Origin of the sequence: Pseudomonas sp., from assembly GCF_050739775.1 — a bacterium.
GTDB lineage: Bacteria > Pseudomonadota > Gammaproteobacteria > Pseudomonadales > Pseudomonadaceae > Aquipseudomonas.
This window is the reverse complement of record NZ_JBOICA010000053.1, coordinates 1-26,792: the sequence shown is the minus strand read 5'-3', so window position 1 is coordinate 26,792 and position 26,792 is coordinate 1. Positions and strand designations below refer to the sequence as shown.

At 58.6% G+C, this 26,792-nt stretch carries 18 protein-coding genes and 1 pseudogene; 6 read left to right on the top strand and 13 right to left on the bottom strand.

All coding sequences use genetic code 11. From position 1 onward, the window contains the following. Nucleotides 1-19: 19 nt before the first annotated feature. Nucleotides 20-2,857 carry an AMP-binding protein gene (locus tag ACRESH_RS21735; RefSeq protein ID WP_431743910.1) on the bottom strand — a complete coding sequence of 946 codons (2,838 nt, stop codon included), beginning with the start codon at nt 2,855-2,857 and terminating at the stop codon, nt 20-22. A 178-nt stretch (nt 2,858-3,035) separates the two neighbouring features. On the opposite strand from ACRESH_RS21735, the gene ACRESH_RS21730 reads away from it, so the two are divergent. Then, nucleotides 3,036-4,340 (top strand): MFS transporter, encoded by a 1,305-nt coding sequence (locus ACRESH_RS21730; RefSeq protein WP_431743909.1) that lies wholly within the window; start codon nt 3,036-3,038, stop codon nt 4,338-4,340. 74 nt (nt 4,341-4,414) lie between these two features. Here ACRESH_RS21730 and ACRESH_RS21725 read toward each other — a convergent pair whose 3' ends face one another. Further along, nucleotides 4,415-5,053, bottom strand: a complete 639-nt coding sequence (locus ACRESH_RS21725) for a DUF2459 domain-containing protein (protein ID WP_431743908.1) — start codon at nt 5,051-5,053, stop codon at nt 4,415-4,417. 353 nt (nt 5,054-5,406) lie between these two features. Between ACRESH_RS21725 and ACRESH_RS21720 the strand changes: the two genes are divergently transcribed. Next, entirely contained in the window at nt 5,407-6,999 is a 1,593-nt protein-coding gene (locus ACRESH_RS21720) for a hypothetical protein (RefSeq protein WP_431743907.1), read from the top strand. Continuing rightward, nucleotides 6,999-8,048, top strand: a complete 1,050-nt coding sequence (locus ACRESH_RS21715; protein WP_431743906.1) for a hypothetical protein — start codon at nt 6,999-7,001, stop codon at nt 8,046-8,048. Before ACRESH_RS21720 ends, ACRESH_RS21715 begins: the two co-directional genes overlap by 1 nt. Before the next feature lie 632 nt (nt 8,049-8,680). On the opposite strand, the gene ACRESH_RS21710 is transcribed toward ACRESH_RS21715, so the two are convergent. From ACRESH_RS21710 to ACRESH_RS21695, 4 genes are all read right to left on the bottom strand, one after another. Beyond that, a complete protein-coding gene (locus tag ACRESH_RS21710) occupies nt 8,681-9,772 on the bottom strand; it encodes a DUF3616 domain-containing protein (protein WP_431743905.1) in 1,092 nt (363 codons plus the stop codon). 219 nt (nt 9,773-9,991) lie between these two features. After that, on the bottom strand, nt 9,992-10,732 hold the full coding sequence (locus ACRESH_RS21705; protein WP_431743904.1) for a Mut7-C RNAse domain-containing protein: 741 nt from the start codon (nt 10,730-10,732) through the stop codon (nt 9,992-9,994). A gap of 173 nt (nt 10,733-10,905) precedes the next feature. Next, nucleotides 10,906-11,928 (bottom strand): SCO family protein, encoded by a 1,023-nt coding sequence (locus ACRESH_RS21700; protein WP_431743903.1) that lies wholly within the window; start codon nt 11,926-11,928, stop codon nt 10,906-10,908. An 82-nt stretch (nt 11,929-12,010) separates the two neighbouring features. Beyond that, entirely contained in the window at nt 12,011-15,421 is a 3,411-nt protein-coding gene (locus tag ACRESH_RS21695) for an Ig-like domain-containing protein (protein WP_431743902.1), read from the bottom strand. 879 nt (nt 15,422-16,300) lie between these two features. Between ACRESH_RS21695 and ACRESH_RS21690 the strand changes: the two genes are divergently transcribed. After that, nucleotides 16,301-16,795 (top strand): copper chaperone PCu(A)C, encoded by a 495-nt coding sequence (locus ACRESH_RS21690; RefSeq protein ID WP_431743901.1) that lies wholly within the window; start codon nt 16,301-16,303, stop codon nt 16,793-16,795. A gap of 257 nt (nt 16,796-17,052) precedes the next feature. Here the strand turns inward: ACRESH_RS21690 and ACRESH_RS21685 are convergent, their stop codons facing one another. The 4 genes from ACRESH_RS21685 to ACRESH_RS21670 all read right to left on the bottom strand — a co-directional run bounded on the left by ACRESH_RS21685 (nt 17,053) and on the right by ACRESH_RS21670 (nt 21,505). Next, nucleotides 17,053-17,463, bottom strand: a complete 411-nt coding sequence (locus tag ACRESH_RS21685; RefSeq protein ID WP_431743900.1) for a hypothetical protein — start codon at nt 17,461-17,463, stop codon at nt 17,053-17,055. A gap of 48 nt (nt 17,464-17,511) precedes the next feature. Next, on the bottom strand, nt 17,512-17,868 hold the full coding sequence (locus tag ACRESH_RS21680) for a VOC family protein (RefSeq protein WP_431743899.1): 357 nt from the start codon (nt 17,866-17,868) through the stop codon (nt 17,512-17,514). Between the two features lie 78 nt (nt 17,869-17,946). Next, nucleotides 17,947-18,984, bottom strand: coding sequence for an ABC transporter substrate-binding protein (locus ACRESH_RS21675; RefSeq protein ID WP_431743898.1), 1,038 nt, complete (start codon nt 18,982-18,984; stop codon nt 17,947-17,949). A 325-nt stretch (nt 18,985-19,309) separates the two neighbouring features. Continuing rightward, the gene (locus ACRESH_RS21670) at nt 19,310-21,505 is read right to left on the bottom strand and encodes an OsmC domain/YcaO domain-containing protein (RefSeq protein ID WP_431743897.1); all 2,196 of its coding nucleotides are present in this window, start codon (nt 21,503-21,505) and stop codon (nt 19,310-19,312) included. A gap of 431 nt (nt 21,506-21,936) precedes the next feature. Between ACRESH_RS21670 and ACRESH_RS21665 the strand changes: the two genes are divergently transcribed. After that, nucleotides 21,937-22,830 (top strand): LysR family transcriptional regulator, encoded by an 894-nt coding sequence (locus ACRESH_RS21665; protein ID WP_431743896.1) that lies wholly within the window; start codon nt 21,937-21,939, stop codon nt 22,828-22,830. Here the strand turns inward: ACRESH_RS21665 and ACRESH_RS21660 are convergent. From ACRESH_RS21660 to ACRESH_RS21650, 3 genes are read right to left on the bottom strand one after another with little or no spacing between them, the layout of a single operon-like run. After that, a complete protein-coding gene (locus ACRESH_RS21660; protein ID WP_431743895.1) occupies nt 22,818-23,990 on the bottom strand; it encodes a (R)-mandelonitrile lyase in 1,173 nt (390 codons plus the stop codon). The genes ACRESH_RS21665 and ACRESH_RS21660 overlap by 13 nt on opposite strands. Before the next feature lie 19 nt (nt 23,991-24,009). Then, a complete protein-coding gene (locus tag ACRESH_RS21655; protein ID WP_431743894.1) occupies nt 24,010-25,065 on the bottom strand; it encodes an alpha/beta hydrolase in 1,056 nt (351 codons plus the stop codon). 60 nt (nt 25,066-25,125) lie between these two features. Continuing rightward, complete coding sequence (locus tag ACRESH_RS21650; RefSeq protein WP_431743893.1) at nt 25,126-26,220, bottom strand: alpha/beta hydrolase; 1,095 nt, start codon at nt 26,218-26,220, stop codon at nt 25,126-25,128. A gap of 331 nt (nt 26,221-26,551) precedes the next feature. On the opposite strand from ACRESH_RS21650, the pseudogene ACRESH_RS21645 reads away from it, so the two are divergent. Further along, nucleotides 26,552-26,792, top strand: a pseudogene (locus ACRESH_RS21645) (sterol desaturase family protein); the annotation flags it as partial.

The following is a 26,792-nucleotide window of genomic DNA, read 5'->3' as shown; positions in this document are numbered from 1 at the left end:
ACGACAGCAAAATGGTCGCCTAACCTGCGCGTTGGACGCGTTCCGATTCATCCAGGTGCTCTAGCAGCACCGCTATCGTCGCATCCCGCAGCTTGATTGCCGCCATCCAGTCCGGCCCTTGCGCCAACAGCGGGGGGCAGACGTTGACGTGGATTGCACCGTGGCGCGGGAACCACTGACCGTCGCGCAGCACCCTGCGCGTGCCGCAGATTGCGACCGGCAGCAGCGGCACGCCGACACGCGCGGCGAGCACGAAGGCGCCCATGTGGAACGTTCGCAAGCCTGGCTCGCGGGTGAAGGTCCCCTCGGGGAAGAACACCAGGGGCTGGCCAGCCTCTAGCGCCTCGGCCAGGGGCTCGGTGTCTGCGGCGCTGCGCTGCAGGTCGAAGCGTTCGACGAAGCGGGCACCGAGCTTGCGCAGGAACCGGCCGGCGATCCACTGGTCAGCCAGTTCGCGCTTGGCAACGAAGCTGAATTGCGGCGGTAGAGCCGCGCAGAGAATGACGCCGTCGAGGTAGCTGGCATGGTTTACAGCCAGCACGCTCACCCCAGACTCAGGCAGGTGCTCCAGCCCCGTGACGCTGAACGGCACCCTCGTCAAACCCACGAACAGCCGTGCGGCCGCGCGGGTAAAGCTGCGGCACCAACGCTGGCGCGGCAGGATCGCGACGCCCAGCCAGGTCAGTGGAGTGACCAGCCAGAACAGCAGCCAGATGTAAGCGGCATAGAGCGCCGCGCGGCAGGTCCGCCAGCTGCGACCGAAATGCCCGCGTACGGCCTGCACCACCAGGCGCAATAGCTGGCGCCACACGGCGAGGTGTGGCCGGCCTACTTCACCGCGCTCATACAGTTCGCGACTGGCCGCACGGCGAATCTTGCCGCTGGAGGTCTTCAGTACGCTATGCGGTGGTGCCAGAACGATATCGTCGGGCGACACACCGGTGAGGTCGACCACGATGCGGTTGACCTCCTGCTGCAGGTGTTGCCGCGCGGCAGCTTCCTTCTCGTAGCTTTCGGCCAACACCACCAGGCGTTCGGTGCCGGTGGCCGGGTCAGGACTGCCGAACACCGCGATGCAGCCTTTGCGCAAGCCGGGCAAATTGCCGACCGCTGCTTCGACATCGTAGGGGTAGATGTTGCGCCCGGCACGGATGATCAGATCCTTGGCGCGGCCGGTCAGGTAGACCTCACCACCGGCCATGTAGGCGAAGTCGAGCGAGTCGATCCAGCCATCGCGCAGCACCCGGCGGGTCTCTTCGGGGTTACGGTAATAGCCACCGGTGGTAGACGGCCCACTGAATTGCAGGTGACCTGCGCTACGCTCGGGGAGCTCGACCCCGCGACCATCGACGATACGAATCTGATGACCCGGCAACGGCCGGCCGCTGGAGACAAAGCGCAGCGTTGCGTTGGCGTCCGCTTCGGCGGGCAGTGCATTGCCACGGGTCTGGAACGCCTCTCGCTGCACCCGGTCGATCAGCGGTCCTCGGCCCAAGGGAGGAAAGGCTACGCCCAACGTGGCCTCGGCCAACCCATAGACGGGCGCCAGCGCAGTGGGCGCCAAGCCGTAGCGTGCGAAACGTTCGGCGAAACGCTGCAAGGTATCCGGGCTGACCGGTTCGGCACCGTTGAAGGCCAGGCGCCAACTGTTCAGGTTCAGGCCCTCGATGTCACCGTCAGCGAGTTTGTTCAGGCACAGTTCGTAAGCGAAATTGGGCGCCGCCGACAAGGTGCCGCGAAAGCGGTCGATGGCCCATAGCCAACGCTCCGGCCGTGCCAGGAAAGCCAGCGGTGACATCAGCACCAGGTTGTAGCCGTAATACAGGCTGCCCAGCCAGGCGCCGATCAAGCCCATGTCGTGGTACATGGGCAGCCAACTGACGAACACGTCCTGCGGTCCCACTTTCAGCGCCCTACCCATGGCGCGCAGATTGGCCAGCAGATTGGCGTGGCTGACCATCACGCCCTTGGGCTGGCCAGTGCTGCCCGAGGTGTACTGCAGAAAGGCGATGTCATCCGCTTGCCGCGACGGTGTAACGCACTCACCACCCTCGCCCGTCAACTCGGCCACGCTGGCGATGCGAGTCAGGCTCGGGACCTGCGGCCGGAGCAGGCGGGCGAGCAGCTTCGCTTGCGTCACGGTAATCAGCACTTTGGCCTCGGCGTTGTGCAGGATGCCGGCCTGGCGGCGCAGATGCTCCTCTATCTGCGACAGGCGCAGCGGTGGGTAGATGGGCACCGGCACACCACCGGCCAACAGAATGCCGAAAAAGCCATGGAGAAAGTCGCGGCCTGTGGGCAGCATCAGGGCCACGGTCTGACCGGCCTGCAAGCCACTGCGTTGCAGTCCTGCGGCAACGGCCAAGGCGCCCTGGTGCAAGGCGCCATAGCTGATAGCTTCCTGCTGGTCACGTTCCCCTAGCAGGCGCACGTGGAGATGCTGCGGCTGATGATGCACATGCCAGTCCAGTACCTCGATCAAGGTCCGCGCGGCGTCCGGCGTCAGCCCTGTTGCTGTCTGGGCCTCGCTAGCGTCGCTGGCGGGCAACGGACGGACGGCCTCGGCGCCATGACTGCTGTGCAGCACGCGCAGTATATCGGCGGGGGTGTCCGCCGAGGCGAACAGGTTTTCTGGTAAGCGCACACCGAACTCGTGTTCGATACGTGACCAGAGTTCGACTCGAGCCAGGCTGTCTACGCCCAGGTCCCGGTCCAGCACGCTATGCAAGGTGACTTGCAAACCTTCTGCCGCTTGCGGGTGCAACTCGGCCACGGTGCGCTGGACAATTTCGAGCAATTTTTCCGCGCCCCCATCGTAACGGGGAGCGGCGGAGGGTTCTGGAGGCGGACGAGACATCGGCGGCCCCTCATGACAGGAAACTCTGCGTTTAAATCCTTGCCAATTGCCATTATACGCTCGCAGGATGGGTGGGCCAGGGCTAGGCTCAATACCAGTCAGTCACGGACGTTGAGACGAACATTGCACCTGTGGCGAGGGGGCTTTCCCCTCGCCACAGCCCTGTAGAGAGATCGCCATGCCAGCCAGCCTTGCCCCCGGAGTGACACGCCGAGAAATCTGGGCCTGGGCGATGTTCGATTTCGCCAACTCCGGCTACACGACTGTGGTGATCACCGCCGTGTTCAACGCCTACTTCGTCGCGGTGGTCGCCAAGGGCGAAGCCTGGGGTACGCTGGCCTGGACCAGCGCCATAGCCCTCTCTTACGCCCTGATCATCCTGACCGCGCCACTGGTTGGCGCCTATGCCGACGCCTTCGCCTGCAAGAAACGCCTTCTGCTGTTCAGTACGATCGGTTGCGTTGTCTTTACCTCTGGACTCGCGCTGGCAGGACCGGGGGAACTCGGTGTCGCAATCCTTTTCATCGTGCTATCCAACTTCTGCTTCGGCAGCGGCGAAAACCTGATCGCCGCTTTCCTGCCCGAACTCGCCCGTGCGGATGCCTTAGGCAAGGTGTCCGGCTGGGGCTGGGGATTCGGCTATATCGGTGGCCTGGTCAGCCTGGGCGCCTGCCTGGCCTTCGTCAGCTGGGCCCAGGCGCAGGGCCAGACTGCGGCGCAGTTCGTGCCGGTGTGCATGCTGATCACCGCGTCCTTGTTCGCCGTCGCCAGCCTGCCAACCTTCCTGTTCCTGCGCGAACGCAGCCAGCCGCAGCCTGTGTGCGGCGACACGCCTATTGCGCAAGCGGTGCTAGCGCGCTTCGCGCAGACGCTGCGCGAAGCCGAGCGCTATCGCGACCTGCTGCGCTTCCTTGCCTGCACCGTCTGCTACCAGGCCGGTATCTCGGCAGTGATCACCCTGGCTGCCATCTATGCCAATCAGGTCATGGGTTTCAGTACCCAAGACACGCTGCTGCTGATCTTAGTGGTGAATATCACGGCCTCGATCGGTGCCGTGCTGTTCGGTTGGCTGCAGGATCGCCTCGGCCATCGCACCACACTGGCGCTGACCCTGCTGGGCTGGCTCGGCATGGTCGGTCTGGTCTGGGTCGCGCGCGGCCCAGAGCTGTTCTGGCTGGCGGCCAACCTCGCCGGCCTGTGCATGGGCGCCAGCCAATCGGCCGGACGTGCGATAGTCGGTCTGCTTGCGCCGCCGACACGGCTGGCGGAGTTCTTCGGCCTCTGGGGGCTGGCGGTCAAACTGTCGGCAATCCTCGGACCTATGACTTATGGCCTGACCAGTTGGCTGTCCGCAGGCGATCACCGCCTGGCGATGCTGATTACTGGTAGCTACTTCGTCGCCGGCCTGCTGATCCTGGCCGGCGTCGACCTGGAGCGCGGGCGGCAGGTGGCTGTCAGCCGTACAGAGAGTCTCGAAAAGTGAGCGTGTGAAGGCGGCAATTGATCGGTTGCTGGGGCCGCAGATGGGTTGGAATACACCCCCATCGTCAGCGCGGGTTAGCGGGTAACCAGGCAGGATGCACCAACCGCTGTCGCCCGGCGTAACTGCGACATGACGTTCCCCGCCGTAATCACCGCTGTAGGCGACATTGGGCAACTGCTCGCGGCCAGCGCCTCTGCGACCCAGGTATTGCAGGTATAAAACAGCGAATACCTACCCTCGGCCTGGTAGAACCGGCTCTCTCCATACAGGCCAGGCCCGAGCACCGCCAAGGTGCCCGTCGCTGAGTGGGTGAAGGTTGCGGCCACGAACGCGAGCAGTCGCCGGTAGCCGTCCTCCGTCACCCGCACCTCGATGACCTCGCTTGCGGCGAAACGCCGCCTGGGGTCCCCGTCAATCTTGAGCGCATGCAGCACGGTTGCCGTCGACCCGAACAAGGCTCGCAGGGCGAGGCTCAAGGTGGCCTGTGGGGCTCGGTAAAAGTCCTCGTCACCCCAGCCGAACTCAACGAAGTCGCCGTCGCCGAACTCTTCGGCCAGTGCGGGAAGCACCTGAAGTAGATCGGGGCGCGCAATTGCCAACCCGGTATGCAGGCCATGATTCACTACATAGAAAGACCGCCAATCACCACCCTCACCCCTTGGCGGGTCCGACGCGGTAGCGCAGCCGAACAGCGTCAGGATCAGGGCCAGCACTACAATGCGCATGCACAAGGGTTTGGAGGCTCGCTAACGAACGTGGAAAACCCCGGCAGGGGTGGGGTGTTATATACAAGCATAGAAGCTGGCTCGCACCATCAAGCAGGCAACCATGGGCAATCGCGGCAGGCCGCAATCGGCCAGAAGCGGCCCTTCACGACCAGGTCAATCGATGCTGCTATAGGTCTAACAGAACTAACAATGCTAATTCAAGGTTATTAATAGCCCTCCGGCTTCATCCACGTAAATCGGGAATATTTTTGATCACTTCCCGAATACCACCCTCGACAAACGCTATGCATGGACTAACGTAAAGCTACTGCTCCACGTGATATGTGGCTATGACGCCCATGAAAACATCATCTAAAAACCGCAAAGGCCGGACATTTTTTAGAATGTTGTGCCTTTGGTTTTTACTCTTCCTGGCGGCCTATTTCGCTTCTGCCATTTACTATCAGACGTACATTGGTGGAACAGCGGGCGCACCGTATGCTCAGATTAAACATTTTTTTGACAACGCCTGGGATTCTGCGCTACTTCCCTTTAAAGATCTCCCCACCTTCTTCACCACAGACCAGCATCCCTCACATACTAAAACCCTTTGCGATAAATCGATCCAGCTGGACAATATCCAATGCACCGTTCTCGCTATCGAAAGCAAGGAACATCCTCAGCCCACAAGAAATCAGACATACTTCCAAATACTCAATGTCATTCTGACATCCCTCTTGTGGTTCCAATGCTTCATCACTATCGGCTATTACAAGCTATGGCGGAAGGGATCCGTAAAAAAAGAACGCTCCGGTGAGAAATTCAAGCGTTACGTCGCATCAACGTTCACTCATGCAATATTGAAAGGCCTATCTTTACTGCCGCCCATCATCTTTATGTTATCGATGACTGAAGCCTATCAACCCGCTGTTTTTGTCATGGCAATGGTGGCGATATTCGTGGCAGCGGAACATTACGGCGGTCTGCGGGAAACCGAGAAGAAGCTTGACGAAAATGTGGATAAGTTGAGCGAAAAACTTGAAACGATACTCAATGCCGACGGATTGGACACATGGAAAAAAACCTTGTATGAGGACTATCGGGCAGCTAAAAACCGCATTGACGCCATCATTCGCCATTTCGACATTGATGAAGACTGGTGGAAGCTTAATAGTGATCCTTGGAGTGCCTACATAAAGGCTTCTAGAAAAAATAGCGATACCCTGCTTTATGCGCTTGGCTCAAAAGAATCAGAGGCATCTGTCCAGTTTGTTTCCGGAATAAGTATCCCGACATTTTACCGAGACCCGAACGAACAAGCGCATTACTTCAGAGAGCTGTTGGGACTGACCTGGCAGTTGGTGGTGCTGTCCGAGGCACGCCACATGCGTGATGACCGTCGACCGTCGTATGACCCCAAAGCCAAGGAAAAATACCTACGCATCAAGATAGCCCCGGCCCCCTTCTGGATGCATGTGGTCGACGATGAAGTCAACCAAATCATAGAGCGAGTGCCCATCAACCAATCGACGGTGCGCAAGTTATCCTGTGCGCCGGGTACAATCGATGAAAAGCAACCGCTGAGGGACTGGGCGCGACGCAATATCAGACGCACGGCTCACCGGGGTGGTCTTGGTGAAGAGTATGTCTGTTCAACACTCAGTCTGGCCGCAATGCACAACAAAATTCCCTACAGTTGCGAACTGAGCGGTGAGACGTTGACCACTCTTCTGAAATCGCTGGGCATGAACGAATATTTGAAAAGCGGGCTAGATTTTAGAATTGAAAATAATGACAAACAGACGCCCTCAATCCGCTGTCAAGAGCAACATTTGTGCGAAGCAATATTCAGTCGCTTTCTGGAAAATTACTGCACGACCTGTATAACGCTTGACGCCAGACGCAGCACCGCCCATCCGCGGGTATGTGACCTCGTCATGGAGATACTCTAATGAACATCGGCCTCGACATTAAGACTATCAAAAACTTCTGGCTGCACATAGAACATATCCAGGACAATGTTCTTCAAGCGCTGAAGTCACCCTCCTTTGCACATACTTTATCCGCGACGGGAATTCCGCTTCTCGGCAAGCCTCGAAAGAACGCCGAGGCCATTACCTGGCTACTGACGTTTTGTGAGTTATTGATGAAAAACAGCACCAGCGTATCGGAGTTTGCTAAACTTTTTCACAAGGCTGAGCTCGACACCACGACCAAGATCGATGATAAAAAAACGGTAATTGATCCTACCGATGAAATTTTCATGGAACACCTGACCGCCATATGGTTAGCACTTTATTTTTACGGGATCCCGTTTTGCCACCCATGGGAAATGGTCAGACGAATAGCAGAAGACAAAGGCGGACTGCCAGCGGGCGCCTGTTTGACTAAAGCAATGGGCGATGTTTACCGGACTGAGCGCCAGTCACTCTACCGCAGTCAACGTCATCAGGTTCCTAAACAAGTGGATAGCGTTAAAGTTCTGGTGCTGACGCGTTTCCCCTCTGTCATACACCCAGTTTCTCTCAGCCGCTCGCTCGAAAAGTACACGCCATTACCTGTTCATATTCTCGGACGGTGTTATGCATTCCTTCAATTGCGCCTTTATATCAACCAAAAGCTCCCCATTCGTTATCTACTGCCTTCAACTACACTCAAAGAAAGTTGGGAACTGATCAACAAAAGCGGTACCGAACGCCATATGGCAATATCCGAAATCCAGGCGTGGCTGAGCACACTCAATATTGACCCCCAACAGAATCAAAGAATAGAACTGTTAACGAACGACACCCTGTCGCAAGGTGTACCTACCTGTATTTTGGGTCGTAAGAATGGAGTGCTCACGTTAGGCCCTACGCCCGGGAGCGCTTCATTCGGTGGCAACTTGTTGTTCAAAGGATTTCTAGAGTCCTATCGAAGCCGGCTTAATAACATCCCCATGAGCGCCCCTGAACACTTGATCACAGCAAATAACTTACCTGAATTGCTGGCAAGGCTTTAGCGACGGAGACGCCAGATATTCTCTTTCGGACATCTTCATTAATCGTGCCATGAATGCCACATTCAAACCCAGACGTTAATTCCCGATGTTGAACTCCCGATTATTTCCAAGCGCCCGCCTCTCATGATGCACCCCGACGCCAACGTCGTAGAAAGATCCTGACGGTAATTCGATTTCTATCTCAAATAGAGCGTTTGCTGCCCCCAGCAACTAGAGGCTGCGTCATCTGGGTCGTGACTGGTCCCGCTTGTCTTCTCCCAACGTGGAGCAGCTCAAGCCGGCTTCAGCTGTTTCCAGAGTTTTCCAAGAATCTTTTGCAGCACGTGGCATTCCTCCTCATCGCGGCTGCCATTGGCGAAATCCGAGGGGCTGGCAAGGCCGTGGGCATTCTCACCAGCGACGCTGCCATGGCCCGTAGATATTTGGCGCTCGGCGCTGTTTTCGTAGCGGTCGGCTCTGATGTGGGGCTGCTGGTAGGCGGTGCCAGGGCACTCAGGGACTCGTTTCGTGAAATGTCGTAGACCCTGGCGTGTCATTCACCCGTTAACGAGCGGGCAAGTGCCTGCTCGTTCCCCTGCTCATTATGCCCATCAGCGGCTCATCGCCGGCGACGGCGTCGTGGAAGTGCGTGACTATTTCAAGATGAACAGGTCCCCTTCCACCTCCGTATCGCCGTGTTTACGACGCTGCGCCGCGGCGTCGTAGAGGATCAGCAGAACCTCCCCAAGCTGCGCCCCCGATTCGAACAGGCACATGCCCTCAGCGTGATCGTCACCTTGCCCGAAAGGCACCTCCAGCACCGTCTCCAATTGCTCCGTAAAAACCACGCTTTCCTCGTCGGACGCGAAACCGCCGCGCCAGCGCAAGACCGTTACCGGACCGTCCTGATCCATGGTGGGACCCGCCAGGATCAGCAGATCGTCGCCGCTGGAGCACAGGTCACGCACCCCCAGGCCGTTTAGCGCAAAGAAGTGCTTGCGGTAGCGGCGCCCCCCTGGGCCGATCTTCTTGAGCACCAGTGTGTCAGTCGAGTCGTCGCTCAACTCGGGCTCGATCTCAAGCAGCACAGCCCAGCCGCGAAGGACCGGTCCACGCAGCCCCAGCAAAAGGCGCGAGCCGATCACCACCAATCCTTCGATATCGAAGCCGTTGTCTTTACCCGGGATACGCAGGAAGTCGCGTAGCTGGTCATCTTCAGCAATTGCCGCGGTCAGGCCGTTACCGACCTCGTTGCCATGGAGCTGCGCCGCCGTACGTCCATCAGCGTCCACCTTCCTGGCGAGTGCATAGCCGTCATTGTGCTGTACCACAGGGATGCGGGCCAGCAGAAAGCGATTGCCGTCCGCCTCTACCGTCGATAGCCGCTTGATATTCTTCTGCGCAGGTTTGTCGGCCTCGGCCTTCTTTCGCTTCAGGCTATGGGAGCCCACCACCCAGAGATAACCACTGTCTTGGGCATAGGCCAAGCCCTCGATATCGATCTCGGCGTCCTGCTTCGGTATGGGCAGGTCCAGGTACTCCAAGAGCTGGAACGATTGGTGCTCATTGCACCTCACCACGTCGCCAGGCGCAGCGTCCTGGATTTTCAGGCGCTCCAGGTTCGTGGTTTCGTCGTTGGCCACCCACAGTGTGTCACCAATCTGCAGAGCGACCGAAAGGCCATCGCGCAACGATGGAAACGCCGGATCAAAGCTCAGCATCGCAGTGTTGCTTCGGTCGCTCATGAACGCTCTCCTGTCCTCATGGCGCTGCTGGCTGGTCATTCACGACCAGATTTGTTCTTCGTCCAGTCCCTTACGAGTATTCCCGGTAGCGAAGAAGCTGTTGTCGAGGCTAGTGGCTGTCCGACGGCAATCAAGGCCATTTGCTAGTACGTTTTTTCACATTGGATAGAGCGCAGGGGAATAACCTGAGAGCCGGACTACGCCAGGCCGGTGCGCTTGCTATCGGTTCAGCAGAGGTGCCAGCAATGCACACATACCGCGCCAGTGCGAACCCTCCCAGTAAACCCGTTGGCAGGCGTCGCAGCGCAGGAAGTGCGAATAGAGGGCGCTAACGCGTGGCGGCACCTGCGGCCGGGCCAGCTCCGGACTGATCTCGTGCAGCGCCAGGTTGCAATGAAGGCACAGGCTGAATGGCCGTGCGCTACGCGCCAGGTCGAGGCGTTCGTACAGTTCGCGCAGCTGCAGCGACGGTTTCAGGGCATGCACGTAACAGCCGTGGCTGATGATCCGCCGCTTGAGCAGTTCGCGGTCGCGGGTTAGTACGATGCGTCCTTGCTGCGCAGCGATCTCGGCGATCTCGCCATCCTCGAAGTCATTGTCGTAGAGGGTGTCGAAGCCGCTCATGCGCAGCAGGCTGGCCAGCCCGCCAAGGTGCACATCAGCGACGAAACGCAGCACCCGTAAAGGTTGTGCACGAACCTTCAGCAGCAGGCTGATGTCCAGCGCTTCGAACTTGGGGTACACCGCCAGCCGGTCATTGTCGAAGATCACCCGCTCGAAGCCCACCGACTCGTCGTTGAGCAGCACCAGCTCGACCTCAGTGTGCGGTATCCCGAGCGCCTCGATCATGTGCTTGACCGTCGCCCCGCGCGCGCACTCGCAGGTGAAGGACTGCCGCCGCCGTTCGGCCGGCAGGAAATCGTTGAGCTCCTCGTAGAAGCGGAAGGTTGCACTGGTCATGCTCAACAGTATGGCAGGGCTGCAGGACGGACTGGCCCTCGTCCTGATATGCATCGGCGTAATGATAGGCTTTGGCGTGGTTAAGCTCGCTTTGCTTCTGTTTTAAAGCCAGTCACGGAACGGTCGCTATTGGCCGATTCTGTTGAAAAAGTCTACTGGTGGTCTTGGGCAGCCTAACGATCCGGATTATGCAACTCGCCATGCGCCTCGTGAGCTACGGGCGCAAGAGGTTGTAGCCGATTGGTCTCCTCCTCCAGGTAGGTCAGCAATGCGCTGATCTCAATCTCGCCCAAACGCAAATTGGGCATCGCCAAGCGGTTGTATTGTTCATACAACTGCATGGCCAAGGGGTCCTTTTCCGCCAGCATCCGATCCGGCTCCTTGATCCAGCGCGTGAGCCATACCGGATCACGTTGTCTAGTCACCCCCAGCAAATCCGGGCCAATGCTGCGCAGCCCGGCGTGCTCCGTGTCGCCGAGCGTATGGCAGGAGGAACAGCGCGTCCGATAGATTTGCTCGCCGGCGCTGGGCGTGCGCAAGGTGGGGGCATCGGCATAGTCATGCTGGCTGGTGCTCGCCAGCTTCCAGTTCTGCAGGCTTTTGCCCAACCGGTCCGCGAGGATGTAGGGGTTCTCCATAGGCGATGCCTTCATCCAGCGACCGGTACCCTGGTTGCCAATGATCAGGCTCAGGTTGTGATCCTTGTTGCGCCCGTTGTCGACACCCTCGATGAACAAGCCGAGGCTTTTGCGCAGTTCGGTGATGTCGTCTTTATTGCCGGTCAAGAACTGCCAGCCGGGCCCGACCTTGAATTTCTCGGTGTATTGCTTGAGCACCGCCGGCGTATCCGTTTCCGGGTCGATGCTGATCGAGTACAAGAACACGTCGCTGCCGACCCGGTCGCCGAGGATCTTCTGCACCTGCCGCAGGCGCGCGGTTTCCAGCGGGCAGGAGTCGGTGCAAGAGGTGAAGATGAAGTTGATCGCCACCACCTTGTCCTTGATCAGGTCATCGAAGAAGTGCACCGTCTGGCCATCCTGATTGACCAGGGCAGTGTTGGGGAAGTAGTCGCGTCCCCAGGGCGTATCGGGGTCGCTTGCACCCGTGGCCGCTACCGACCAACGGGCAGCGCACAAGGTGAGCAACAGCAGCAGACGGGTGAGCGTGGTTGGGTTTGCCCAGCGGGTAGTGATCATGATGTGCGTCCTGTGCAGATAACTGATCAATGCCTTGCGCTTCAGGCCACGGTGTGTGGCCTGAAGCGCAAGGTGAAGCAGGTCAGCGGACCGAGATCGGTACCGTTATCGACTGGCCCAAGGACGATTTGATCGTCACGGTCGGAGTCGGCGACGGTCCGTTGCCGGTGGTGGTGATCGAGATCCGCCAGCGGGCACCGGTAGCCGTAGCACTGAGCGTCGCCGTGCCAAGGTTAAGCGGACCGCCGGTGGTCGCTGCCGTGACCGTGAGGGTATTGCCGGTTGCTTTCGACGTCGTCCCGGACAGGTTCCAGGTGTAGCGGTTTTTACTGCGTGCCGTGACGGTTGCGCTGGTTACCTTCAGGTCTGCGTTGGCGGTTGCCGCCGGTGTCACCGCAACAGTCACGCTGCCAGGCGTTGCCGAGACACCGCCCAGGGCATCGCGAACTTCATAGGTGAAGGCTGCAGTAAACGCCTCGGTGGCCGTTGCCGGTGGCGTGTAGATCACGCGGGTGCCATCGGTGCTGACGGTGCCCTGGCCAGAGTCCGGCTGGCTCAGGCCGACGACCGTCAGCGGCACGTTGTTGTCAGGGTCGCTGTCGTTGCCCAGCACGTTGAGGGTAACCGCCACACCGGCAGTGGTGCTGGCGTTATCGGCCCTGGCTACTGGCAACTGATTGTCACCCTCACCCTCGTCATCGTCATCGCGATCGCCGTCGCGGAAGGTGGGGAGCGCTGCGGAGCTCACGTATTCCACGCCGTCCCAGCTTGGCAGCGGCGTTGGCATCAGCTCGAACTGGCCGGGGTGTTCGACGTCCCAGCGCAGCAACATGGAGGTGTCCTCGTGCTGAGTGTTGTGGCAGTGCTCCATGAAGGTGCCGGCGAACTCACGGAAGCGGATAGCCACCTCGAGTTCGCCGGAGCTGTCCACCTCCGGTCCGACGCGGTAAACGTCCTTGCGCGCCCACTTCTCCCACTCCGGCGGTGCCTTGCCATCGCGGCTGAGAATCACCCCTTCCTCGAAGTGCACATGCACTGGATGGCTCCAGCCATCGCCACCATTCTTGATTTTCCACACTTCGAGGGTGCCGTCGCCGCTGAAGCCGGCATCCGTCGGACCATTGGCCAACTGGGGCGCCGCGCTGATCCGGCGCGGGTCCATGCCATAACCGATGCCACCGTCGGTCTTGATGGTCCAGGGCTCCAAATCGGTACCTTCGGAGCGACCAAATTCAAAGCTGCGGTGCCGTGCCAGCTTGAGCTTGGCCTGGTCGTCAGCGTTGTCGCGGTTGATGGTCAGCGGGACCATCTGCTTGCCGGCCACCTTGCCAGGCTTGGCCGGTTCATAGGCCGTCGGGTCCAGGCTCAGGTCCTGGCCGCTATAGGACTTGACGTTCAACTGCAGGAACTTGCCGACCACCGGGTCGCCATTGTCCCATTTCGGCCCTTTGCTGGTCTGCTTGAGCACTGCCTTGTATTTTTCGGACAGCACGTCAGCCAGTGATAGCTGGTCTTTCTCCGGGCCCTTGCCGGTCTTGTGTTCCATCAAGTTGACGAAATACAGCTTGTCGCCCGGGTTGATACCATGCTTGGCGAAGTTGATGATGATGTCGTAGCGCTCGGCGATGGCCAGGGTCGGCAGGATGGCATTGTTGTCCTGCAGGTCGCCATCGTCGTCCAGGTCCAGGCTGCCGTCGAAGGGTACGGCATGCTCCATGATGTTGCCGTCGTTGCCGATCATGTGGAATGGCACCCTGGCGTAGGACACACCCGAGCCCGCCGGTCCCTGGAATTCGCCGCCGGTGCCCCGGATTTCGCGGACCACCGCCAGCTTGAAATAGCGCGACACCGAGCCATTGAGAATGCGGAATCGGTAACTCCGTGCGCGCACGTTCAGGTAAGGCTGGAACTGCCAGTTGACCATCATCCGATCGCCGAGGAAGCCGTCGGTGTTGAACGGGTTGAACCACAATTGGCCGTTCTGGTCCCAGGCCTTGTCGGCGAATACCAGGTTGACGTCATAGTCACGGTTACCCCAGGGCAATGCCGAGCCACTGGGCAGGCGCAGGTTGACACCGTCCTCGAGCGCCTCGTTGCCGCGATCGATCGCGCTGTAGTAGTTCATCAGCGCGGCGTTGCCCTTGTAGACGTTCTGCGCGGTGAAATCGAGCATATGGTCATGAAACCAGTGAGTACTCATGGTTTCGCGCCAGTCGCCGCGGACCTTGATGCTGCCGTTTTCGCAGGTCTTGAGGCCGGGAGTGGCATCGTTGACAAAGAGCGTTTCCCCCGGCGCGCAGGGGAACGCCGCCTTCGGGTCTTGCGCCCTGGTATTGATGGTGTCATAGCCGGCCAGTTGGATTGGCCAGCGGTAGTCGTAGTACTGGCCAGGGAAAAAGAAGGCGTTGGCAAAGCCGTCGCTTTCGGCCGGCACATGACCGTTGTGCTCGTGGGTGCTGAGGGTGTGCAGGCCGAAACCCCGATTTGCCGCAGGGTCGATCGGCAGGGCGTTGTAGTGGCGCATCAACAGCGGCTGGCCATAGCGGACCATCAACAGTTTGAGCGGTAGCGTACCGTCGAAGGTCCACAAAGTTTTGTGGTCCTGGATCGGCATGTTCGGGTGGAAGCGGATACCGATCCCTTTGGTGGTGCCCTCGGTGGCCGGAATACCCGCGGTGTTGTGATAGAGCCCGCCGGGACCGAACTCGCCCTTGGTGTAGCCGTGCATCTGCTTGCTGTCGCGCAGGCCCAGGTTGACCCGCGCACCGGCTTGCGCCGTCTTGAACGCGGCCTGAGGGTAGAACTCGTTCCAGCGCTGGTGCGACCAGCCTTTTCCCGGTGGCCGCCCCTCGGCCGGCGAGCCCACCGGGCTGCGGTTGAGGAAGGCTTCGATTTGCGCTTTCCAGGGGTTGCGGTCCAGCACATTGGAAAACTGGCTCGGGAACGGGGTCAGCCCTGGCTGGCGCAGGAAGGCTTCCAGCGCCGTGCCCGAGGGGCCGCTGCGGGCGACGTAGTTCGGGTCCTGCCCAGGGGCGGGGCCCGTGGTGGGGACGGGGAAGGTCAGGTCGGCGGGCGGGGTCGTCGGATCGAGTTTCTCCGGGCCGAACTCCTCGAACAGCAACAGTTGCTGGGTATAGGGTTGGGCCCCGAACAGCGGGCTTGGCTTGCCGTTGGTAGGGAAGTTGAACGAGGTCTGCAGCGCCGGGGGCAGGACGTTCTCGGCACGTGGAGTGGTTCGGTCACCGAACGCGCCGTTGGGCAGGGCAAGTGCACCACGATTGGTATCCGGCAGCGTTTCCAGTGCTTCCAGCGCGGCCTCGGGGTTGGCAGGCGGATCGGTAAAGGCCGAGGGATCAGTCGGCGGCGGCGGGCCAAAATCATCGAGAGGCGCCGCACTCACGTTGGCCAAGCCGAATGTGACCAGTAGCGCCGACGCGATGCCCGAGCGCCGGAAAAGATTGGGCAATAACTTCACCGGTGGATTGTTTGTCATTATTTTTACCTCGCTCCCTGTGCAGCTTTACCAGCCACGCCCGACAGAAATGGCACTTTGCCGCTTCGCTTTAGCAATGGGCAAAAGCCACGCCAAACCTTGGGGTATATGCAAAATTTAAAAAGCCGCCGGTAATCAATCGGTTGGCCATTGACTTTGCTGTTGAAGGGTAACGAGGCAGTTTTCAGTGGGGGTAATTCCCCACTTCCGGGGTTTTCCGGTTAAAACTCCCCCATTACCGCGAGGGTGCTGTTGCGTAGATAGGGTTACTCGCGGACCGATGCGTTGTGGAGGATCAGGTACGCCCCATCGCATCCAATTCGTAATAAAAAACTAACGATAAAACCGTTGTCATGCGTTTTTCGCCAAGGAGCTCGTCATGCAGACTCTAAAGGTGATCATCGATCGGTGCGACGGCGACAGTGCGATCCGGGGTGTGGCTGTCGGTGTCCAGGCGGCACAGACCGGTAACCTTCCAAGCTGCGGCAAAAGGCTATCGCCCACTGGCTAATTGCGGATTGGCCCTGCTCTTTGCCAAGGGATATCGGGCCGAAGAGAGCTCTCCGACCATATCTTGCCGATCTGTTAGTAGACGGCGAACACACCTTCCGAACTCCCGCATTAAGGGCGATGGTGTCCGCGGACACCATGTCTTGGCTTTGCAGGGCGGGATAGATGACTTCGCCGGACGGAGCGAAATTACTGGAGAGAGTCCAATGAGTGGCTCGGAACGGGCCAGAAGCGGTCGCTTCTGCCAGGCGAGACATTTCGAATTCGGTGCGATCAACTTCTGAAAATGACAATTTGCGTTCGGGATGCTTGCTGCCTATGTTGAGGGTGTCGCTCCCAAGTACAGTTTATTACGACAAGGAGATCTCTATGGTTTTTCGTATCCTGAGTCTTGCTGCTCTAATCGCTTGTGCCCAGTCAAGCGTTGCCCATGAGTACAAGGTAGGAGAACTGCTGATCGAACACCCTTGGTCGCGGGAGCTACCAGTTGATATTCCAGGTGGCGCCGCCTATTTCACGATACACAACCACGAAAGCCAGGCCGACCGACTTGTCGGTGTCAGCAGCCCTCGAGCACAAAAATGTGAACTACACCTTCAGGCCCCCAGTAACGGCATGATGGATATGCAACAGACTGCTAGCGTGGATATCCCTGCCCATGGCGAGGTGACATTCCAGCCCGGTGGCAACCATGTAATGCTATCCGGTATGGACAAGCCGCTGAAAGCCGGTGAACAGTTCCCGCTGACCCTGGAGTTCGAAAAGGCCGGCAAGATTGAAGTGCAAGTCAAAGTCGAGACTGCCGATACTCAGACAAGCCACGACGCCCATGAGGGTCACCAAGCGGCCAACAAAGGCGGCTAGGTTATCGCGTCCCCGAGAGAAGCAGATCAGCCCTACAACGGCCGATACATGGTTCAACATTGACGATTAGTTCCTTGTCAGCGGTTCTCGCGAGCCATCACACCACGCTCGCGAGCCCTACCGTGCAGTTCAGTTGCTGCCTGATATGACAGGCAGCTTTGGGTTGTGGATTCAACCGGTGGATGCAACACACTAGATTCTGTTTAAGCAGGGGAGTGATTGCCGACGATAGCATCGAGGCCGCAGATGAGGCCCACCTACAGAGCCGCTATCGAAGTCTGCGAGCGACTCAAGCCCTCAATCTGCCTGGCGATGTCCTTCGCCCCGAAACACCGAAATTTAACGGTGCCTGCATCGGTCTCCACACATACGATTTTAGTGATATACCCATGTTCGACGCTGACCTTTCGAATCAATGCCAGCGGCACTTCTATATCCAGCGTGCCGTGCTGAACAAAGCGGTTCATGGCGTTGGCGCTCAGACGAATTACGCTTTGGGTAACCACCAGTTTGCCGCCAACCCACAGCCCTCCGGATACCTTCTTGAAGACCTCCATCAAAGCGGACAATGAACTCGCATTGTCAAAAGCGCTGACGTTCCTGCGATTGACCTGGGCGTCAGCCACGAGAAAATTGACCAGCTTGGTCTTCAAGATTTGTTCAGCCATCTCGGCGGCTCCCTGTTGAGTTGCATCCATAAAATCAGGCGCCGAAGCCTACTGCTGCGCTGTCCAAACCGCCAGCTCATATCCATCCGGGTCAATGAAATGAAACCTGCGCCCCCCAGGAAACGCAAAAGTTTCGCGGCTGATCACAGCGCCAAGGCCTTCAAGACGCTGCTGCACTGCATCAAGGTCATCCGCATACAGGATGATCAATGGCCCACCCGGCCGAACGGCCTCGCCTGTAGTGAAGCCACCGGTAAGACGGCCATCACTGAACTCGGTATAGCTCGGGCCGTAATCGACGAATGTCCAGCCGAACGCGGCACCATAGAAGGCTTTACTGCGAGCGATGTCGCTGACGTTGAACTCAATGTTGTCGATCTGACGATCGTTGCCTCGAACGCTCATGTCTGGCTCCTTGCTGATCTGCGTTTCGCAACCATGGGGTTTACACCCCATGGCTGGCAATGGCAACCGTTCAGAAGATCAACGCGAAGCCCAGGCGTTGAAGCGCTGCTCCAGGTGTTCACCATGGTCCGCCCAGAACAGTGCGTCTACCGGCACCTGCTGGGCAAGGTTCTCTGGCGCGGTGGGCAGTTCGGCGATGCGTGTCTTGTCGAGCAGGTCCATCGCCTGCAGGTTGGCGGCGCCATAGTCGATGTGCTCGGCGAAGCGCTTCTGTTGCACAGGCTCCAGCGAGAAGGCGATGAATTCGCGGGTTTTCTCCTGGCGTGAAGCACCGCGCGGGATGGCCCAGGAGTCGAACTCGTAGAGCCCGCCGGACCAGACGATTTTCAGGTCATAGGTTTTGCGTTGCTCAGCCGAAAGGCGGCCGTTGTACACCGAGCTCATCACCACATCCCCGGCCGCGAGGTACTGAGGCGGCTGTGCGCCCGCTTCCCACCACTGAATGTGCGGTTTGATCTGGTCGAGTTTGGCGAAGGCACGATCCTGGCCAGCCTCGGTCGCCAGTAAGGTGTAGACCTCCCCAGGCGCTACACCGTCGGCGATCAAGGCAAACTCCAGGGTCGACTTGGCCAGTTTGCGCAGGCCGCGCTTGCCGGGGAAGCGCTCGACATCCCAGAAGTCTTTCCAGCCGGTAGGCGCCTCTTTCAATTTGCTGGCGTTGTAGGCCAGCACCGTCGAGTACACCAGAAAACCGATGCCACATGGCTGGATGGCACCGGGGACGAAGTCTTTGCTGTCGAGGCCGATTTGCGCGGGATCGAGGGTTTCGAACATGCCTTCGTCACAGCCGCGGGCAAGCTCGGCCGATTCGACTTCCACTGCATCCCAGGAGACGCTGCGGGTGTCGACCATGGCTTTGACCTTGGCCATTTCGCCGTTGTATTCGCCGGAAATGATCTTGCTGCCGCTGACTTGCTGCCAGGGTTTGTAGAAGGCCTTGACCTGGGCCTCTTTGTTGGCGCCACCGAAGGAGACGATGGTGAGATCGGCCGCAAGGCCGTGACTGGCAGTCAACAATCCGGTTGCCAGCGCTGCGAATTTCAGAGTTTTGATCATTATTGTTATCTCTTACTGTTCAAGGGTGATTGCAAATCACTCAAGACACCGGGATTCACTAAGCCTTCCCAGGCGAGACATCCGGGCCTCGATCCATTCGATGCAGGGCATGACTCCACAGCGAACAATAAAACTTTCCTATGGTCGTTTGCTCGCCGTGTAAGGTGGCACGGAAGTAAAGGTAGTAAGGCTCTGCTTTTCTAACGCTCAGGTGGGTTATTACTAAACCAATAGGGTGTGCTACTTGCCACGGCGCAATTCGTGGCAACCGGCAAAAAACAAAAAAAACACCAAAGGTGCTTTTTCGTCAGTGCTGTTAACCGGATCAAGCTACCGCGTTGGCCCGCGCCGTGTGCAGCTTTTTGTAGCTGTCGATCAATCGCAGGTGCCTGTCGAGTCCTTCCAGTTTCATGCTCGTAGGCGTCAAGCCATAGAAGCGCACGCTGCCGTCCACCGAGCCGATCACTGCGTCCATCCGCTCATTGCCAAACATCCGGCGGAAGTTGACTTCGTAATCGTCCAGCTCCAGGTCGTCATCGAGTTGTACTTCCAGCACCACATTCAGGGCCTGATAGAACAGTCCACGCTCGACGGTGTTGTCGTTGAACTGCAGGAAGGTTTCCACCAGCTCTTTCGCTTCTTCAAACTGCTGCAAGGCGAGATGGATCAGCAGTTTCAACTCCAGAATCGTCAACTGACCCCAGACCGTGTTGTCATCGAATTCGATGCCGATCAGTGTGGTGATGTCGGTGTAGTCATCCAGCTCGCTTTCTTCCAGGCGGTCGACCAGCGCGCGCAGCTCGCTCTCATCCAGGCGATGCAGATTGAGAATGTCTTCGCGGAAAAACAACGCTTTGTTGGTGTTGTCCCAGATCAGATCGTCGACCGGGTAAATTTCCGAATAGCCCGGTACGAGAATGCGGCAGGCGCTTGCGCCGAGGTGCTCATACACCGCCATGTACACTTCTTTGCCCATGCTTTCGAGAATGCCGAACAAGGTCGCGGCTTCTTCGGCGTTGGAGTTTTCCCCCTGGCCGGAGAAGTCCCACTCGACAAATTCGAAATCGGCTTTGGCGCTGAAGAAGCGCCACGACACGACACCGCTGGAATCGATGAAGTGCTCAACAAAGTTGTTCGGCTCCGTCAGCGCGTGACTTTCGAAGGTCGGCTGCGGCAGATCGTTCAGACCTTCGAAGCTGCGGCCCTGGAGCAATTCCGTCAGGCTGCGCTCCAGCGCCACTTCAAAGCTTGGGTGCGCACCGAACGAGGCAAATACGCCGCCGGTACGCGGGTTCATCAAGGTAACGCACATCACCGGGAATTCACCGCCCAGCGACGCATCCTTCACCAGCACCGGGAAGCCCTGTTCTTCCAGGCCCTGAATGCCGGCCAGGATCGCCGGGTACTTGGCCAGCACCTCCTGCGGCACATCAGGCAGTGCAAGTTCACCTTCCAGAATTTCGCGTTTTACCGCACGTTCGAAGATTTCCGACAGGCATTGCACCTGCGCTTCGGCCAGCGTGTTACCGGCGCTCATGCCGTTGCTCAGGTACAGGTTTTCGATCAGGTTGGAGGGGAAATACACCACCTCGCCGTCCGACTGACGTACAAAAGGCAGCGAACAAATGCCGCGCGCTTCATTGCCGGAGTTGGTGTCGTACAGATGCGAGCCGCGCAGCTCGCCATCGGCGTTGTAGATCTCCAGGCAGTAGCCGTCGAGGATTTCCGCCGGCAGTGCATCTTTACGGCCAGGCTTGAACCAGCGCTCGTCCGGATAATGCACAAACGCCGCGTTGGCGATCTCTTCGCCCCAGAACTGATCGTTGTAGAAGAAGTTGCAGTTCAGTCGTTCGATGAATTCGCCCAACGCCGAGGCCAGCGCGCTTTCTTTGGTCGCGCCCTTGCCGTTGGTAAAACACATCGGCGACTGCGCATCGCGGATATGCAACGACCAGACGTTGGGAACAATGTTGCGCCACGAAGCGATTTCAATCTTCATGCCCAGGCCGGCGAGAATCCCCGACATGTTGGCAATGGTCTGCTCCAGCGGCAGATCCTTGCCGGCAATATAGGTGCTGGCGTCGGACGCCGGGTCCAGCATCAGCAATGCCTGGGCATTGGCGTCGAGGTTGTCGACTTCCTCGATCACGAACTCAGGCCCGGTCTGCACTACCTTTTTCACCGTACAACGGTCGATGGAACGCAGAATGCCCTGGCGATCTTTGGCGCAGATATCCGCTGGCAACTCGACCTGAATCTTGAAGATCTGGTTGTAGCGGTTTTCCGGATCAACAATATTGTTTTGCGACAGGCGAATATTATCGGTGGGGATATCACGCGTTTGGCAGTACAACTTCACAAAGTAAGCTGCGCACAAGGCCGACGACGCCAGAAAATAATCGAACGGACCCGGCGCCGAACCATCGCCTTTATAGCGGATAGGCTGATCGGCGACCACGGTGAAGTCATCAAACTTGGCTTCAAGCCGAAGGTTGTCGAGAAAGTTGACCTTGATTTCCATGCGGGAATACCATAATAACGTGCAAAACGATTTGGCCGCTATTATCCGGTTTTTCAGCCGAAAGTCTTGTGCTTTTCAGCAGTGGCCGCTGGCCGGTCCCACGTGACCTCTGTGCAGCGACCAACGCCCGTGACAGCAGACTCCCCGCAAGCCCGGTGTTCAGGCAGATTCCAGGCAGTAACAATTCAGGACCATGCGTAGGTCAGCCTTACGCCAGGCGAAAGGGCGCCGCACGGCTGTAATTCGTTACGTGAATGCCATGGCTGCCAGCTAATGCCAAAACTTAACTAGAGATAACTATTGGCATGATTGCCTCTGCGAAACTTTTATCTTAGAGTCAGTCAGCTTTAGTTTCGCTTGCGATCTTTTTACTCGAAATAAATATATACAGCCAACTTAAAAACTGACGAATGTGCGACAGGTGCGTATAAATGACCGTCGAAAGCTACGACCAACTTGCGATCTTTTCAGCCGTGGCCCAAGAGCGCAGTTTCACCCGCGCCGCTGCCAGGCTCGGCATGTCTCAACCGGCCTTGAGCCGGGCGATGCGTCAGTTGGAGGAGCGACTGGGAGTCAGGTTGCTTGCTCGCACCACTCGAAGCGTCTCCCCCACCGAAGCCGGCGAGCATTTGCTGCGGGTGATCGCCCCCCGGTTTGAAGAAATCGACAATGAGCTGGCGTTGCTCAGCGAGTTCCGCGACAAACCGGCCGGCAAATTGCGCATCACGGCAGGTGAGCACTCGGCGATCACGCTGTTGCATCCGGTGCTAGCGAAGCTGCTGCCCGATAATCCCGATCTCAATATCGAAATCATCGTCGACTATGGCCTTACCGACATCGTCGCGGAGGGTTTCGACGCTGGCGTACGGCTGGGTCAGCAAGTGGCCAAGGACATGATCGCGATGCGCATCGGCCCTGACATGCGGATGGCGGTGGTTGGCTCCCCGGCGTATTTCAGCCGATATCCCAGGCCGGTCACCCCGAGTGACCTCATGGTGCACAACTGCATCACCCTGCGCATGCCGACTTACGGCGGATTGTTCCTCTGGGAGTTCGAGAAAGACGGGCAAGAACTGAAAGTACGGGTCGAAGGCCAGTTGGTATTCAACAACATCGCCATGCGCCTGGAGGCGGCCCTCCAGGGACTGGGACTGGCCTATATGCCGGAGGACCTGGTGCTGGAGCATGTAGCGCAAGGTCGCTTGGTTCGCGTGCTCGAAGACTGGTGCGAACCCTTCTCTGGCTACCACCTCTATTATCCGAGCCGGCGCCAGAGTTCACCGGCCTTCACCTTGCTGCGCGAAGCCCTGCGCTATTTGGGTTGATTAGCCTGAACGGTGTCCAATGCTTCGCCGGCACGCTTGGCCGCAGTAGCATTGCCTTGGTCGGCCAGCAGTTGGATCAGTTGACGCAACTGTGAAGCGGTCAAACCGACCCGCAGACTGGCAGCCATGTGCGAGCGCAGTTGCGGCTCGACACCGGGGGTGACGGCTAAAGCAGCGACGGTGGCCAGCTCACGACTTTGCCAGTCCAGGTTGTCGCGCTCGAAGATGTCGCCGAACAGATGCGCCTGCAAGTACTGGTTGATAACGGGAACGAAGTCGAACAACGGGCCCTGGACAGGCGCACCGGCGATTCGCGTCTGATTGGCCTTGCCCGCCGCCAGGAGTTCATCACCGACGGGAATGACCCGGCCGGGCTCGCGCCCTGGATCGTCCTGAAGGCCGCGTTGCTTGCGTGCCTCGACCACGTTCATCAGCTCGCCGAGTGCATTGAGACTGCGTGGAAAACCGCTGTAGGCGTAAAGTTGCACCAGAATTTCCTTCGCCTCGCTGACCGTCAGGCCCGCATCCAGCCCCTGATTCAACGCGGAATTGAGCCCGGACATGTTGCTCGTGGCCATGGCAGCGGCCATCAACGGGATGGCCTGTTGCTTGGCAGACAGCGTCTCGGACACCGGTTGGGTTGCAGGCTCGGCTTTCGCTGCCTGCGAACCTTGGGCGTTGTATTGCTCGTCGGTCACTTGCTCCAGCCATTGCACACTCTTGCCATCCGCCAAGCCAGTCACAGCCAGGTGCGTCATGGCGCTCGTCGGAGCGGCGCCATGCCAGTGCTTGACGCCTGGAGGGCAGACGATCACGTCGCCCGGGCGGATTTCCTGCATCGGCTTGCCCCATTCCTGAACCAGTCCCATGCCGGAAGTCACCACCAATCGCTGTCCTGCGGGGTGGGTATGCCAGGCCGAGCGTGCGCCCGCTTCGAAGCTGACATAAGCGCCGGAAGCATTGATCTCGTCCGTGGCGGGAAACAAGGGATCGACGCGTACCCGCCCGGTGAAATAATCCATAGGTCCCGCAACCGAAGCCTGAGTGCCCGCCCGGCTGATCTGCTGCGCGGTCCGGGACCCACTGGCATTGTCTGCACCGGCGGCGTCGGCAAAGGGGACCGCGGCGCACACCACGATGCCTATCAAGGTGTTCTTCATGAGGACGTACCCCTTCAAGTCAGAGCGTTCTGGCGTAAAACGCGGTCAACTGGTCCATTGCCGCGTCCACATACGCAGGCACCCAGTAGGTGTCGATATGGGTCGCGCCATCGATGGTGAAAAGTCTTTTGTCCTGGGTACCGGTGGCCTTGGCAAAGGCTTGTTGCGACATGTACAGGCTGTCGGCCTTGCTGCCCGCGATCATCAGCAACGGCTTGTCGATCAGCTCGATCTGATTCGTGGCATCGAAGCTCATCAGGTCCATCAGGCTGCTCTGGGTGTAACGGAAAGTCGAGTTGGGATGAGCGTGGGTCTTGCCGTAGTACTCGAAGCCCTGTCGATACAGATCAAACGGCAGCTTGGCGATCTGCTCATCAGTCAGCTTGGCATCACCGACGTAGCGAACTTCCCCACCCGCCGCTTCCTGGGCACGGGCCGCCGACGCCTGCTGCAAGCGTTGCTGAATCGTCGACAGTTGCGAATCCTGGTAGCCATTACGGCGAACCAGCCCGGAGTTGAACATACTCAAGGTCGCAATCGACTGGAAGCGCTTGTCGGTTTGCGCCGCGGCCAATGAATAGCCACCACCACCGCAGATACCGAGCAAGCCCAGACGCTTGCTGTCGGCGCCGGGATAGCTGGCAATGAAGTCAGCCATGCCATGGATGTCTTCGATGCGATGCGCCGGTTTGTCGACATTGCGCGGCTCACCAGCACTGGCCCCTTGATACGCAGCATCCGCCGTGATCGTGATGTAGCCCTGATCCGCCAGACGCTGGGCATACAGACCCGCGACCTGCTCCTTGACCCCACCATTGGGGTGCGCCACGACGACGACCGGGTATTTTTTCGCCGCATCGTAGTTCGCCGGAGTGTAAACGTTGGCGGCAATGTCCAGGCCATCAAGTGTGTAGGTGACCGGATGGATATTGACCTTACCCGGTTCGTTCTTGGTCAGCGCGCCAGCGTAGGTCAACGTGAATGGATTCTGCTTGTAGTCCGCAGCCTCGGCTTCGATGCCCGACATCCCGATCATGGCAGCCATCAACGTGGCCTTTAACGTGGCTCGCATCATAGGAATACTCCTGACATTTCAAGTGTGTGAGAGGGGGGAGTGATATCGCCACGCTCTTGGTCAATCCAAGTTTTTTTCAGCGAGAAACCGCGAAACCAGATCAGCGATCTCGACGTTGTTCATGTCCGAAAAAGGAAAGTGGCTATTGCCCTTGATATTGATCTGCGGCAGGTGAACAAGCGTGACGTCACCGCCATGGCGATTCACCGTATCGCGCCATAGGCGCGCCATCTCGAGCCGCGCGCGCCAACTGTCCTGGGCCGGTAACCGAACCGGTTGGCCGGGGATGTTGTCGCCGTAGAAAATAACGATGGGGATCTGGGTCAGTGCTTTGAACTGTTCCGCCGATACGGCCTGACCCGAGAGCGTGTCGAACGCACTGGCAATCGGTGCGGGCACCTCCCCCTCTGGAAACACGAAACTGCTGCCCGGTTCGAACGCCACAATGGCCCGCACATTTGGGCTTTTGATCCCCGTCAGCCAACCGGGACCGCCGCCCTGAGAATGTGTGAACAAAATGGCCGGCCCAGTCTTTTCCAGCAGCGCGCAAAGGCCATTGGATACGATGTCAATGTCGTAAGGCCCGGTGTTGGGCGTCATCGACCGAAAGAACTGTTCCAGCGCCGCCTGCCCATGTGGAAACTGGCTGCCTTCGAAGCGTTCGGGCCACAGGCCGATGCGGAATTGATTGAACCACAGCTGCTCATCCGGCACTGGTTTGATCGTCATCTCAGTCAGGCTGCGTCCCGCATCGCCACGGCGCGGTTGGTCGATCAGGTACGTGGAGAATCCTCGCCGCAGGAAAATGTTCTGGAACCCTTCACGGCCGTCGGCCGTTGTCTCCCAGGACTTTGCGGACTGCCCTGCGCCATGCAGCATGAGAATCGGCAGCGGACGAGCGTCGACGGGAACCTGATAGAACGCATACACATGGTCGCCGTGATAGGTCTGGCCATCGGGCATCAACGGTTTGTAGGGGTCGAAGGTTCCCGGCTGGGTGATCAACCCACCGCCGGCAGTGAGGCTGCCCTGATCCTTGATGATCAGCGGGGCGTGATCGTCAGCGCTGACAAACTCACTGGCGCCTAGCGCGAAACAAAGACTGCCGGCCTTTGCAGCGGCGGGCATGCATTGGCGGATGAAGCACTTAATCATGGCTTGCTCTCGATTTGATATCGCCGAGAAGCAAATTACCTTTCAACGATTAATCGATAAAGAGCGCCAATCACATAGCACTAATATCAGATTTGCATAAATTCGATTAGTAAAACGGTAAGTTCGCCACATGCGGAAGTGACAGCTTTGGGTCGTAGCAGCCACTCGCGACTTCAATAGGCACCTGTATGGCTTGTGTAGTCTGGATTGCGACCGCTCTGCGGTCGATCGCAGGATTCGCAGTGTTCTTATGGTTGATGCCATGTATAAAACCGCTTGAGTAAATCTATCTGATTTACAATGCCATCCCTTTGGCCGAGGCTGTCGTTTCGTGGATGCCCTGTCGCTTGTCTATAAGCATCTGACCGAGTGGGTGATCGCGCCCGTCACCGAGCAGTTTCTCGGCATTTTCAATGTGAACGGCCGTTTCGGGGTCTTGTTCCTGTGCATCTCCTATGGCGTCGCCTATGGCCTGTTCCGCTTCAGAAAGCAGCGCGGCCTGAGCAACGCCCATTCGTTCTGGCAATTCATCGGCGGCGGCCGGGTACATCTGCATCCCTCGGCGCTGCTGG